10 protein-coding genes are annotated in these 13,421 nt (G+C 39.4%); all 10 read right to left on the bottom strand.

Annotated elements, in window-relative coordinates:
- Window positions 1–171: 171 nt before the first annotated feature.
- Entirely contained in the window at window positions 172–1,956 is a 1,785-nt protein-coding gene (locus ACTJKC_RS22875) for a glycoside hydrolase family 15 protein (RefSeq protein ID WP_440795640.1), read from the bottom strand.
- An 882-nt stretch (window positions 1,957–2,838) separates the two neighbouring features.
- Window positions 2,839–4,107 carry a glucose-1-phosphate adenylyltransferase gene (locus tag ACTJKC_RS22880; RefSeq protein WP_344849767.1) on the bottom strand — a complete coding sequence of 423 codons (1,269 nt, stop codon included), beginning with the start codon at window positions 4,105–4,107 and terminating at the stop codon, window positions 2,839–2,841.
- An 8-nt stretch (window positions 4,108–4,115) separates the two neighbouring features.
- Window positions 4,116–5,528: a glycogen synthase gene (locus ACTJKC_RS22885; RefSeq protein ID WP_440795643.1), complete on the bottom strand. Its 1,413-nt coding sequence runs from the start codon at window positions 5,526–5,528 to the stop codon at window positions 4,116–4,118.
- 404 nt (window positions 5,529–5,932) lie between these two features.
- Window positions 5,933–6,727 (bottom strand): uroporphyrinogen-III C-methyltransferase, encoded by a 795-nt coding sequence (cobA, locus tag ACTJKC_RS22890; RefSeq protein WP_025142977.1) that lies wholly within the window; start codon window positions 6,725–6,727, stop codon window positions 5,933–5,935.
- Between the two features lie 246 nt (window positions 6,728–6,973).
- Window positions 6,974–7,438 carry a hypothetical protein gene (locus ACTJKC_RS22895; RefSeq protein ID WP_440795645.1) on the bottom strand — a complete coding sequence of 155 codons (465 nt, stop codon included), beginning with the start codon at window positions 7,436–7,438 and terminating at the stop codon, window positions 6,974–6,976.
- A 433-nt stretch (window positions 7,439–7,871) separates the two neighbouring features.
- On the bottom strand, window positions 7,872–9,122 hold the full coding sequence (locus ACTJKC_RS22900) for a sulfate adenylyltransferase subunit 1 (protein WP_440795647.1): 1,251 nt from the start codon (window positions 9,120–9,122) through the stop codon (window positions 7,872–7,874).
- 144 nt (window positions 9,123–9,266) lie between these two features.
- Window positions 9,267–10,172, bottom strand: coding sequence for a sulfate adenylyltransferase subunit CysD (cysD, locus tag ACTJKC_RS22905; RefSeq protein WP_440795649.1), 906 nt, complete (start codon window positions 10,170–10,172; stop codon window positions 9,267–9,269).
- A 166-nt stretch (window positions 10,173–10,338) separates the two neighbouring features.
- Complete coding sequence (locus ACTJKC_RS22910) at window positions 10,339–11,040, bottom strand: phosphoadenylyl-sulfate reductase (RefSeq protein WP_440795651.1); 702 nt, start codon at window positions 11,038–11,040, stop codon at window positions 10,339–10,341.
- 2 nt (window positions 11,041–11,042) lie between these two features.
- Complete coding sequence (locus ACTJKC_RS22915) at window positions 11,043–12,554, bottom strand: TSUP family transporter (protein WP_440795653.1); 1,512 nt, start codon at window positions 12,552–12,554, stop codon at window positions 11,043–11,045.
- A complete protein-coding gene (gene cobA, locus ACTJKC_RS22920) occupies window positions 12,538–13,314 on the bottom strand; it encodes a uroporphyrinogen-III C-methyltransferase (protein WP_440795655.1) in 777 nt (258 codons plus the stop codon). Before cobA (ACTJKC_RS22920) ends, ACTJKC_RS22915 begins: the two co-directional genes overlap by 17 nt.
- Window positions 13,315–13,421: the final 107 nt, after the last annotated feature.

Consider the following 13,421-nt stretch of genomic DNA (forward strand, 5'->3'; position numbering starts at 1 on the left):
CCTTTTTTAATATTAATCTGTTTTCCTTCGGTGTGACACCTACCGATAATGATTAAAAAGCTAAAATAATTTAACCACAGATAAAAAGAATGCACACAGATAAAAATCCGTGTTAATCTATGTACATCTGTGGTTAAAACCCTAACATCACAACTGAAAATAAGGTATTGATTACAAAAATATCGGTCTATCCAGTTTAATTGCAATGCGGTAAGCCGCATTCATCAATCCCACATGGCTATAAGCCTGCGGAAAGTTTCCCCACTGACTACCGGTTTTTGCATCAACATCTTCACTAAACAATAGCAAATGATTACAATATTTAATGATGTTTTCGAACTCCTTAATTGCCTCATCAGTCCGGCCTACGCAGGCAAGGGCTTCAACATACCAGAATGCACAGATTAAAAACGTAGTTTTTGGTTTCCCAAAATCATCGGCATGCAGGTAACGGTAAAATAAACCATCCTCGGTTTTTAATTCCTTTTCTAATGCAATTAAATGGTCTTTTGCACGGTCTGAAGCCGGATCAAGGTAGTTCATCATAATCAGCTGCAAAGTACTGGCATCTAAATGCGAACTTCCTACAGCATTCGTATAAACTTTTCTTTCCGGATCGTAACAGGCTTCGATGTGTGCTGCAGCTTTATCGATTAACACCTCTGCACGTTTTTCAAAATCTGCATTACCAATGGTTTTTGCCATTTTTAAAGCTGCCTGGGCACCTGCCCACTGAAACAGATTACTGTAACAATGCACATTGGCAATATTCCTGAACTCCCAGATTCCCGCATCTTTTTCATCAATGGTCCGTTCAATTTTAGAGAGTACACTTTCTATCCATTTTACCGAATCGCTACGTTCTGAAAATACAAAACGGTGATCGGTATAAAGCGGCAGCATCGAAATTAAAACCTGTCCGTAAATATCATTCTGAATGTGTTCGTAAGCCTGGTTTCCAATTCTGATCGGTTGTTCGCCTTTATAACCTTCCAAATGATCTAAAGTGCGTTCCGTAATTTCCCTTTCACCTGCAATGCCGTATAAAGGTTGGTATCGTGTATCCTCTGCATGCGAAATATCAGAAAGGTAATTAAAATACTTTTCCATCTCCTCAAAATGCCCGATGTGGTTTAACGAAGTCAATACATAATGCGAATCGCGCAACCAGCAATAACGGTAATCCCAGTTTCGGGTACTTCCGGGCGATTCGGGCAAACTCGTGGTACTGGCTGCGATGATAGCGCCCGTATCTTCATACTGATGTATTTTTAAAACCAGGGCCGAGCGGATCACAAATGGCTGGTAAAAGCCTGCAATGGATGAATGTTTGATCCACAAACGCCAGTAAGCAACGGTTTCACGGAGAAAATTTTCTGCCGTACTCACTACCGGAGCTTCAAGATTCTGACCGTAAGTCATGATGAGGTATTTAGCTTCGTTGAGTACAAAAGCTTTTTCATCGATGATATAGGTAAGCGATACATTGGTACTTAAACGGATATTTTCATCACAACCCAAATAATCGATGTGGTTACTTCCCCTGCTCGATTTCATTTTCCCTTTTCCATAATCGCAAACCGGCTCACATTTTATTGTGATACGCGGATTTCCTTCCAGAGGTTCAATTTTTCTGATGAACATTAAAGGTTTAAAATAGCGTTCGTAAAGGTGAAAACGTGGAGCAAAATCAGTTATCCGGTATTTTCCGTCTTCAGCGGTTATTTCAGTACGTAAAACATTGGTATTTTCGATATAATATTGGTTGGAGGTAAATTCGCCCTGTGGCAGGATTGAAAATTCACCTCCTTTTTTCTTATCCAATAAACTCCCAAAAACAAACGGACTATCGAAACGTGGCCAGCAAAGCCATGAGATATCAGTATTTTTATTTACGTGTGCAATGAAAGCGCAATTTCCTATAATTCCTGTTTGATAAAGGTGCTGTTCGGCCATAAGCTATTTTTTGTTTATTTTACTAACAAGCTTATGGGGAAAATGTTGGATAGAAAACGAAAAAGACCTGGCAGGGTTTAACTAAGGCTGTCATTCTGAGTGCACCGAAGAATCTGCAAGTCAAGAACCACACAATTGACCTCACAATATTATTTAGGCATTTTGCTTTTAAAGATTCTTCACTTCGTTCAGAATGACAAACAAAAAGACTTAACGAAAAGACCTCGCAGGGTTTAACTAAGGCTGTCATTCTGAGTGCACCGAAGAATCTGCAAGTCAAGAACCACACAATTGACCTCACAATATTATTTAGGCATTTTGCTTTTAAAGATTCTTCAATTCGTTCAGAATGACAAACAAAAGACTGAACGAAAAGACCTCGCAGGTTTTAACTATGGCTGTCATTCTGAGTGCAACGAAGAATCTGCAAGTCAAGAACCACAAAATTGACCTCACAATAGTATTTAGATATTTTGCTTTTAAAGATTCTTCACTTCGTTCAGAATGACAAAAAAAGACTGAACGAAAAAGACCTCGCAGGTTTTAACTAAAGCTGTCATTCTGAGTGCAACGAAGAATCTGCAAGCAAGAACCACATAATTGACCTCACAATATTAGTTAGACATTTTGCTTCTAAAGATTCTTCACTTCGTTCAGAATGACAAAAAAGACTGAACGAAAAGACTTCGCAGTTTTTATCTAAGGCTGTCATTCTGAGTGCAACGAAGAATCTGCAAGTCAAGAACCACACCATTGACCTTACAATATTAGTTAGACATTTTTGCTTTTAAAGATTCTTCACTTCGTTCAGAATGACAATCAGCAATAAAAAAGACAGTCACGAAAAAATCGCGACTGGCTCAGTTAATGATAATGATTATCTTAAATTACTGTTCCACTTGGTACAACAGCGCCTTTTTTAATTACCACAATACCATCTTTAACGGCATAAAGTTCAAAATCTCCATCTTCTAAATGGTCGCCGCCGTTAATTTTTACATCGTTACCAATGCGGCAGTTTTTATCGATGATGGCGTTATTAATAAAACAACGATCACCAATACCGATTAAAGAATTTCCTTTATTATTCTCTTCCTGTATCTCTTCCAGCGTCTGGTACCTGTCGCTGCCCATAATATAGGCATTGGTAATTACCGTATCTTTTCCAATCCTCGAACGGATACCCAAAACAGCATGTTCTACCTTGCTGGCCTGAATAATACAACCCTCGGCAATAATGGTTTTGTCTAAAGTAGTACCCGAAATTTTCGAAGGCGGCAACATCCTCGCCCTGGTAAAGATGGCGTGGTTGCTATCGAACATATTAAACTTAGGAATTTCGTCCGTTAAGCCTAAATTGGCTTCAAAGAAAGATGAGATATTACCGATATCAGTCCAATAACCTTCGTACTGATAGCTTAAAACCCTGCTCTGAGTAATTGCCCTTGGCAAAATTTCTTTACCAAAATCTTTTTCCTCTTCGTTTTCATTTAAGATATTGATCAGGTATTCGCGGTTAAAAACATAAATACCCATCGAGGCCAGAAAATTACGGCCTTCGCCCTGCATTTCTTCACCCGTATCCGAAACCCAGTCTTCCAAGCCCGTTTTTGGTTTTTCGATAAAAGAGGTGATCATGTTTTCATCATCAGCCTTTAATATACCAAAATCAGTAGCATCTTTTGCCGTAACCGGAATGGTTGCAATGGTAATTTCCGCATTCGCTTCGATATGTTTTTCGATCATATCTTTAAAATCCATCTGGTACAACTGATCTCCTGATAAGATTAAAATGTAATCGAACTCATGCGAAACAATGTGATGCATACACTGACGGACTGCATCTGCTGTACCTTGAAACCAACCTGAGTTCTGCACAGTTTGTTCAGCCGCCAAAATATCAACAAAAGCCGTACTAAAATGGCTAAAGTGATACGTGTTTTTAATGTGCTTGTTTAGGGATGCCGAATTAAACTGTGTTAACACAAACATACGGTGGATACCCGAATTAAGACAGTTCGAAATTGGAATGTCTACCAAACGGTATTTACCTGCAATCGGAACTGCCGGTTTTGAACGTGTTTGTGTTAGTGGCGATAATCTAGAGCCCTGGCCACCGCCAAGGATAACGCCTAAAACTTTGTCAGTCATGCTTAAGCTTATTTTAATTTTTGGTATAATTCTATATAATTTAATGCTGCCCTATCCCAAGAATGATCGATTTTCATCATTGTTTTTCTAACAGCTTTAAAAGCTTTTTTATCATTGTAAAATCCAACGGCGCGGTTTATAGAATGCGTTACATCCCATATACTCGTTTGATCGTGGCAGATGCCGAAACCATTGTCGCCAATATCAATTACTGTATCTCTTAATCCTCCAACCCTGCGTACAATTGGTACTGTTCCGTAACGCAAAGCGTAAAGCTGGTTTAGTCCGCATGGCTCAACCCTCGATGGCATGAGCAGAAAATCTGCCCCGGCATACATCTCGTGCGATACCTGTTCATTGTAACCGATGTAAACATTGTATCTGCCACCAAAAAGATCCTTTAACTGGTTTAATCGTCCCTCAACCCAATTTTCTCCCGAACCTAAAACCAGAATATTAATGTTATCGCCATGTTGCTGCAGCGCGGTGTAAAAAATATCTGGTAGAATGTCAGCTCCCTTTTCATCGACCAGTCTGCCTATAAAAGTAAATAACGGTTTAGACGGATCTAATTGAAAAACATTGCAGAGGGCTGTTTTGTTTGCCAGTTTTCCAGCTTCTACTGTTTTTAGATTGTAATTTTTACCCAGCATCGGGTCAGTTTCCGGATTCCATACTTCGCTGTCGATCCCATTTAAAATTCCGACAGATTTCCAGCGCTCCTGCCTCAATAAACTTTCCAATCCGCGGGCATTACCCATCATTTCTTCCAGGTAAGTTGGCGAAACGGTAGTTACCCTCCAGGCACATTTAATGGCCGAAGCCAATGGATTAATTGCATCTTCCCAACCCAATAAACCACCTTTCCATAAATCAAAAGCAGGCAGATAATATAATTTATCCCATCCAAACTGTCCCTGATATTGCGCATTATGGATCGTTAAAACCGTTGGAACGCCACTAATAGGCTTGTATTTTACAGAATTAGAAACCATAAACGGAATTAAACCCGTATGGTGATCGTGACAGTGAATTACATCCGGACGGTGCTCCCATTGCACAATCCAATCGAGTGTAGCAATCTGAAAGGCAATAAAACGTTCGGTATCATCACCATAGCCATAAACATTCGGGCGATCGGTTAATCCCTGAATATGGATCACGTATAAATCGAACCCAAGTTTATTGGTTTTTTCTTTTAAAATGCGGTATTGAAAATGATGATTGCCATAGTTTGCCCAGGCATCGTAAGTAACTTCGAATTCGCTTTCGCGGATAAATTTTGTATCGTAAGCCGGCACAACCACTTTGGCTATATGGCCCAGTTTATTCTGGTATTTTGGTAAGGCCCCTACCACATCGGCTAATCCGCCAACTTTTGCAACAGGGTAACACTCGGCGCTTATATGTATAATTTCCATCAACTATTTGGTGTAGATAACCCAAGTAAGTTACTAATTGTTTTGAGCTTTGCAAATAATGTAAATTATATTATTAGTTGTTATTTTAAAGGAAAAATAGTCGTCCTTACCGTCGCAAAGCAGAGAGATCTGATTCATACCAATTACTTAGCTTTTTTATTAGAAAGTGAGTGGTAGGTTTCTCCGTGGCGGAAGGTAGTCCTGCTTTCCACTGCAAGTCCTCGCTGCGCTGTGGGCTTTACGTTTCAATCAGGCTTAACAACATCGTAAGTTCTAAGAAACATCCAGAAAGTATGCTATGTGATTATTATCTTATATCTGCGGGACATTAAAAACGAAAAAACCGCTTAAATCCATAAGCGGTTTTTAACAACAAAACAAATATATTTTTGGTTTAAAAATATCTAGTACTCTTCGGCGATGATTTCGTAAAAATCGCGGATCGGTTGAAACTGAGGGTGAAGTGAAACCACATCACCAAAAACCAATAACGCAGGCGCATCAATTTTTTTATCTTCAACAATTTCGGCAATGGTATCTACAATACCTATTGCAATTTTTTCCTGTGGCGTAGAGCCGTTCTGGATTACCGCAACAGGCAACAGGTTTTTATTTTCTGCCTGAAAAATCGCAGCAATTTCTTTTACTTTTTCAATTCCGTTTAAAACTACAATGGTCGCTTTGGTTTTTGCAGCAATATATAAATCCTCAGAAATTTCGCCCCTGCTATTTGTTCCGGTTACTGCCCAGAAACTTTCGCTTAGGTCTTTGTAAATCATCGGGATTTTTTGCAGACTTGGCGCACCGGTTGCACTCGAAATACCCGGGATAATTTCAGTCGGAATACTGTACGATTCTGCCGCATCAATTTCTTCATATCCTTTTGCAAAGAAAAACGGATCGCCGCTTTTTAAACGTACCACATGGCCATAGTTTAAAGCATAATCAATAATCAGCTTGTTAACTGCATCCTGAGAGAAAGATTCATCATCAGAACGTTTGCCCACATAAACTTTCGGAATACCATCTGGTGCATGACACAATAAAGCTTCGTTCACATTTGCATCATATAAAACAACATCAGCTGTTTTTAATGCTTTAACACCTTTTAAACTAAATAAATCCGGATCGCCAGGACCAGCACCTATTAAAGTAATTTTTGGTTCAATGTTCGCTTTTTCTACTTTATTCAAAATCATAACAGAAAGTTTATGCTCGTTATACGTTTGTTTAATTATACAAATATATAAAGTCTATAGGAATTGTCGTAATTTATTTTAAAATAATTTTTACCTGTCATTCTGAACGTGATTAAGAGTCTTCAAATAGTCGTCATCTCGACACTGGAACGCAGTCCCGAATATTCGGGAGAGAGATTTACCTCGACAGATTTCTCGACTGCGTTGCACTCCGCTCGAAATGACGGTATAGCAGGATGATAAATTCTATTTACAGTTTACTTCTGCAAAAGTAAATTTGCCGGCTTCATAATTAATCGGTTTGCCTTTAACAAAATACGATCGGCCCAATGTGGTTTCAATCTGTGCAACGCCCATAATCAATTTACCATCTTTCTTTAAAAATGCCAGCGGATTGGTAAAAGCTTTAGTGGTATCGCCTCCGGTATTAAAGCGATAGTCAACCAATAAGGTATCGCCATTAAACTTCCCTGTTATCTTTCCATTATTCTGCGGTTTATCTGCATACTTCACCAATAGCGATCCCGTTACCTTGCCCGACAACATGGTTTTCACAATCATAGCGGCACTATCTTTCTCAAAAAAAGCAGCATAACAGCTTTGATTGATAACGGAATCCTTTTTTGCGGTATCGGCCTTTTTCTCTGATGAGTTACAGGCAAAAACAAATGGAACAGCGGCAAAAACGAGGTATAAAAGATTTCTTTTCATGTTTTCAGGATTAAGTTATAACAGGAAGATGAGCTTTTAGGAACATTTCCATAATAAAGATACAAAAAACCTTAAACGAAAAATGGGGCTAACCATTTGGCACCCCATCGAAATTGCTTTCACTTTAGATGAATCTAAAGCTTTCATTATTATATTTGGTTGTGGTTCTTCACTGTATGATTTTCAGGATTGTAGGATTTTAGAATCAAGCATTTATTGATCGTTTTCCATCTTCAATTCTTCCAACATTAACAACATTAAGGATTTAACACGGCCAAAAAATCCTTCGACTACGCTCAAGATGACAAACCGCTTTAGATTTTCCGCGTTAACAATCTTCATGGCTAACTTTTAAAACACTTGCTAATTGAAAATTGGTTATTGTTTATTCCCCCATCATCCATCCTACATCATCCATTTTCCATCTTACATCTTACTCCACTGCCGCCCTGAACATCAAAGCACCAACAGTTAAATTGGTGCGTGGATCAACTAGTATGGCTGAACCATTGGCGCGGTTATCGTCGTATAAATCAAAGGCTAAAGCATCGGCAGTTTTTACAATTACGCGGCCGATATCATTTAATTTAAATTCATCAGCCGCATGTTTCTCCAATGTATTGATATCAACTTTATGCAAAATTTCGCTGATTTTACACTTCGTGATCTTGCTGTTATGCTGAATGTTGTACATAATTGAAGTATCGAGTGCGCGGGTATCCATCCAGCAAAGGTCAGCCTCGATCAGTTTTGATTCCTGAGGTAAAGCAGAGGCATTTACAATGCTATCACCACGGCTAATGTCTACATCATCTTTTAAATGGATAATCACCGACTGACCAGCATGTGCAGCATCAAGTGTTTGATCAAAAAAATCGATTTTTTCTACGGTAGAACTGGCTCCTGATGGAAGAACTGTAACCTTATCATTTATGTTAAAGGTTCCGCTTAAAACCCGGCCGGCATAACCGCGGTAATCGTGCAGTTCTTCCGTTTGTGGTCTTACTACCCATTGTACAGGCATACGTGCCAGTTGCGATTTGTCTAAGCTATCGGTATCTACTTTCTCTAAGAAATGCAGCAAGCTTTCGCCTTCGTACCAGTCCATATTTTCAGAAGCCTGTACCACATTATCGCCTTTTAAAGCACTCACAGGAATATAAGTGATATCAGCCAGTTTTAACTGCTGAGCTAAAATTTTGTACTTCTCTATAATCGAACTGTAAACCGTTTCGCTGTAATCAACCATATCCATTTTGTTGATACAAACCACCACATGTTTAATTCCCAGTAAGGAAACAATATAAGAGTGGCGGATAGTCTGCTCCACTACACCGTTACGGGCATCGATTAAAATAATAGCCAGATTCGCCGTTGAAGCACCTGTAACCATGTTCCTGGTGTACTGGATATGCCCCGGGGTATCGGCTATAATAAATTTACGTTTTTCTGTTTGAAAGTATTTATAGGCTACATCAATGGTGATGCCCTGCTCGCGCTCTGCTCTTAAACCATCGGTAAGAATGGCAAGATCTATGGATCCGTCGTCGTTTTTGCGGTTAGAACTCTGTAAAGCTTCTAACTGATCGGCTAAAATAGAATCTGTATCGTATAACAAACGGCCAATCAGGGTACTTTTACCATCATCTACGCTGCCTGCTGTGAAAAATTTTAATATGTTCACGATTGTTGTAATGTTTTAATGTTGAAATGTTTTAATGCTTGGGTTGGCTTTTTTAGTATCGGGTATTTAGTATCGAGTATTAAGACATTAGTATCAAGAGAATTTTTCAATCTTGATACTTGATACTAAATACTTCATTCTCTCCTAAAAATACCCTCCCTTTTTCCTGTCTTCCATTGCGGCTTCAGAAACTTTATCGTCCATACGGGCACCACGTTCTGAAATTTTAGAGGCACTGATTTCCAAAATAATATCGTCGATCAAAAATGCATCCGATTCTACCGCAGCTGTGCACGACATATCGCCAACTGTACGGAAACGCACCTGTTTACGCTCAACAATATCCTCATTATCCATATTTAAAAACGGAGAAGCGGCCATCAATTGTCCGTTTCTGGTAATACAATCACGTTCGTGTGAAAAATAAATACTTGGCAGATCAATTTTCTCCCTGCGGATATAATTCCAGACATCTAATTCTGTCCAGTTGCTGATCGGGAACACCCGGATATTTTCACCTTTATGGATCTTACCGTTATAAATGTTCCAAAGTTCCGGGCGCTGACGTTTTGGATCCCACTGACCGAATTCGTCACGAACAGAGAAAATACGTTCTTTGGCCCTAGCTTTTTCTTCATCCCTGCGGGCGCCGCCAATACAGGCATCAAAACCGTATTTCGCAATCGTATCGAGCAAGGTTACTGTTTGTAAAGCATTTCTACTGGCATTTTTACCGGTTTGCTCTACCACTTTACCCTGATCTATCGATTCCTGCACTGAACCAATGATTAATTTTTCGCCAATTCTTTCTACCATTTGGTCACGGTAAGTGATGGTTTCTTCGAAATTATGGCCGGTGTCTATGTGTACCAAAGGAAAAGGAAATTTCCCCGGACGGAATGCTTTTTCTGCTAAACGAACTAAAGTAATCGAATCTTTCCCACCCGAAAATAACAAGGCCGGTTTTTCAAACTGACCTGCTACTTCACGCAAAATGTGAATGGCTTCGGCCTCCAGTTCATCTAAATAATCAAAATTATATGTACTCATTACAATTGTTGAAATGTTTAATTGTTGAATGATTGAATGTTAAATCGCTTAATTATTCAACTTGTTATATTTGTTGTTGTTGTTGTTAAGTTGAAAGGTTGCCGTGGTTAGCTCAATTGAGCGGTTCCCCATCATCCATTTCACATCTTCCATTTTACATTTTTCCTCAGGAAGCGGCATGTAAACCACATTCTTTTTTGCTCTGGTCTTCCCACCACCATCTTCCGGCCCTAAAATCTTCGCCCGGCTGTACTGCCCTTGTACATGGGGCGCATCCTATACTCGGGAAACCTTTATCGTGCAAGGTATTATAAACGATGTTATTTTCTTTAATGTAGGTTTTTACATCTTCCAAAGTCCAATCGAAAATAGGGTGAAATTTAACCAATTGATTGCCTTCATCCCATTCCAAATCGTGCATATCCTCACGATTGGCACTCTGATCGGCCCTGATTCCTGTTATCCAGATTTCGTTCCCTTTTAATGCTCTTTTTAAGGGTTCGATTTTACGGATGTAACAGCACTCCTTCCTGTTTTCTACCGATTCGTAAAAGCTGCTCGGGCCTTTGGTGTTCACCATATCCTGTAACAGCTCATTTTGCGGATAATAAGCATAGATCGGCTTGTTATAAATTTCGAGGGTACGGTTCCAAACGTAATAGGTTTCGGGAAACAGGCGACCGGTCTCTAAGGTAAAAACTTTGATCGGAATGTTATTGGCAAAAATCAAGTGGGTAATGGCCTGGTCTTCCCAGCCAAAACTGGTCGAAAATATAATACGGCCGGCATATTGATCTGCCAAAAACTTCAATTTATCAATTGTACTTAAACCTGCCAGTGCTGCTTTTATCTCCTCAAGGTTGTCCATCACTAAATTAATTTTAAAATAAACATAATTACGCTGCGCAAGCTTACAATCATTACGATAATTCCAACAGCTACCATAATGGTTTTTGCCGAAATTTTGTTCGATACTTTTGCCGCAATCGGCGATGCAATTGCACTACCGATAATTAACCCTACAACTGCTTCCCAGTGTTTGCCACCAAGCATGGTAAAAAAGGTAAGCGAACTGAGGGTAGCAATAAAAAAACGACTTATTTTTACAGTTCCCAATGAAAACAAAGGGTGACGACCGCCGGCAATCAAACTCGATAAAACGATCGATCCCCAGCCACCACCAAAAGCTGCATCGATAAAACCACCAAAAAAGCCCAACAAACCAATTTTCTTGATTTTCTGGTCAGCTTTTTTTCTTTTAATGTTAAAAGCTTTCATTAAAATAACAGCACCTAAAAATAAGGTGTAAACCGCAACAACCGGTTTAACATAACTGCTGTAATGTTCTAATGAAGATAAAATATAGGCACCTAATACCGCACCAATGATGGCCGGAAGAATTAATATCTTAAAAAGCTTCCAGTTTACGTTACCCATGCGGTAATGCATCCAGCCGGCAATCCCGTTGCTCATTACTTCCGAAATATGGATAGCCATACTGGCCGATGCCGGTGGTAAACCCATGGCCAGCGAAAAAGATGCCGTAGTAACGCCATACGACATACCGATTGCGCCATCAATTAAGGCAAATAAAAACCCTGCCCCTAAAAACCAGTAGAATAATGGATCTATATTAATCAGGAATGACTGAAACTCCGGCTCGGTATTCCATAAGGAAAGTCCGATTGCCCCAAGCAGTAAAACTGCAGCTACCCAGATCAACCATTTAATATTTCGCTCAGCAAAACTCTTTTTAGGATTGATTAAACTCTGGGTAACTTTATTAAGTTTTTTAACCTTTGCAGAAAAATCGCCGTTTAAAGTCTGACGCAAAGCACTCATATTCTGTAATGTTTCGTCCAGTTCTTCTGGCAAACCTTCGTTTAAAATCTGCTTTAAACGTTTGGCAATGGTAGGCGATTTTCCGTTTGTAGAAATCGCAATTTTTAAATCTCCTTTTTGAACGATTGATCCCAGGTAGAAATCGCAAAGTTCGGGTTTATCGGCTACATTAATCAGCAAACCACGCTCGTGCGTTACCTTTCTGATCTCTTCATTTAAAATATTGTTATTGGTTGCCGCGAAAACAATATCGATATCATCCAGGTCGTTGATATCAAAACTTTTCTGCTTCACCTTTATCAGCGGGTAATTTGCAATAAGTGCATAAACCTCAGGCGATACGATTTCTGCAACAATGGTAATGGTAGCACTGTGGCTATTATTTACAATCGCTGTTAATTTCTCGAGCCCGATATTACCTGCCCCAATTAATAATGTACGCAGCGTATTCAGCTTTACAAAAACTGGAAAAAGCTGGTTACCTTTTTCTTCCTCCGAAAAAGATTCTACATTATCAGGTTGGTTAGGCAATACTTGCATATTGTTTAATTAATTTCTTAAATGACGGATGTAATGATACAACTTCTCCAAAAATTAATAAAGCCGGGGCCTTAATATTTTCCTGTTGCACTAAACTTTCGATGGTTTCTACTACGCCTACAACTAATCGTTCATCCTCTGCCGATCCATTCTGCACTACGGCTGTTGGCAAATTGTGTTTGCCTGCGGCTTTAAAAATCTCTACAATCTTAGGCAGTTTTTTTAATCCCATCAGCACCACTACAGTAGCATTCGATTGCGCTGCCTGGTAAATATCTGCAGAAACTTCACCAGAAGTTGTAGTTCCGGTGATTACCCAGAAACTTTCGCTCATGCCACGATGCGTAACCGGAATCTGCTGTAAACCCGGTACACCGATCGAACTCGAAATGCCTGGAATTACACTTACCGGAATGCTGTATGATGCTGCATAATCCAGTTCTTCGTATCCCCTGCCAAAAACAAAAGGATCGCCACCTTTTAAACGTACTACATGGCCATAGTTTAAGGCATAATCGATCATTAATTTATTGATGGTATCCTGCGGATAAGAATGCTCACCCGAACGTTTTCCAACATAAACTTTAATGGCTTCTGCCGGGGCATGCTCCAATAAAGCTTCGTTGGTTAAGGCATCGTACAATACCACATCAGCAGTTTGCAATGCTTTTACGCCTTTTAAAGTCAGTAAATCCGGATCGCCGGGACCTGCGCCTAAAAGGGTAATTCTTGATTCTATATTTAATTTCTGATCGCTCATCTTATGTTTTAAATTTTGAATGATTGAAGTTTGAATGAGAGAATGTTTACCAGCGATTTTTAATTTTGAATGAGTGAATTTTGAATGAGTGAATGTGCTTACATCAT

The organism is Pedobacter sp. 22226, assembly GCF_052045455.1.
Classification (GTDB): Bacteria; Bacteroidota; Bacteroidia; order Sphingobacteriales; family Sphingobacteriaceae; genus Pedobacter; species Pedobacter jeongneungensis.

Coding starts and splice junctions, on each gene's coding strand:
- ACTJKC_RS22875 (WP_440795640.1), bottom strand. CDS start 1,956: ATGGCCGAACAGCACCTTTATCAAACAGGAATTATAGGAAATTGCGCT.
- ACTJKC_RS22880 (WP_344849767.1), bottom strand. CDS start 4,107: ATGACTGACAAAGTTTTAGGCGTTATCCTTGGCGGTGGCCAGGGCTCT.
- ACTJKC_RS22885 (WP_440795643.1), bottom strand. CDS start 5,528: ATGGAAATTATACATATAAGCGCCGAGTGTTACCCTGTTGCAAAAGTT.
- cobA (WP_025142977.1), bottom strand. CDS start 6,727: ATGATTTTGAATAAAGTAGAAAAAGCGAACATTGAACCAAAAATTACT.
- ACTJKC_RS22895 (WP_440795645.1), bottom strand. CDS start 7,438: ATGAAAAGAAATCTTTTATACCTCGTTTTTGCCGCTGTTCCATTTGTT.
- cysD (WP_440795649.1), bottom strand. CDS start 10,172: ATGAGTACATATAATTTTGATTATTTAGATGAACTGGAGGCCGAAGCC.
- ACTJKC_RS22910 (WP_440795651.1), bottom strand. CDS start 11,040: ATGGACAACCTTGAGGAGATAAAAGCAGCACTGGCAGGTTTAAGTACA.
- ACTJKC_RS22915 (WP_440795653.1), bottom strand. CDS start 12,554: ATGCAAGTATTGCCTAACCAACCTGATAATGTAGAATCTTTTTCGGAG.
- cobA (WP_440795655.1), bottom strand. CDS start 13,314: ATGAGCGATCAGAAATTAAATATAGAATCAAGAATTACCCTTTTAGGC.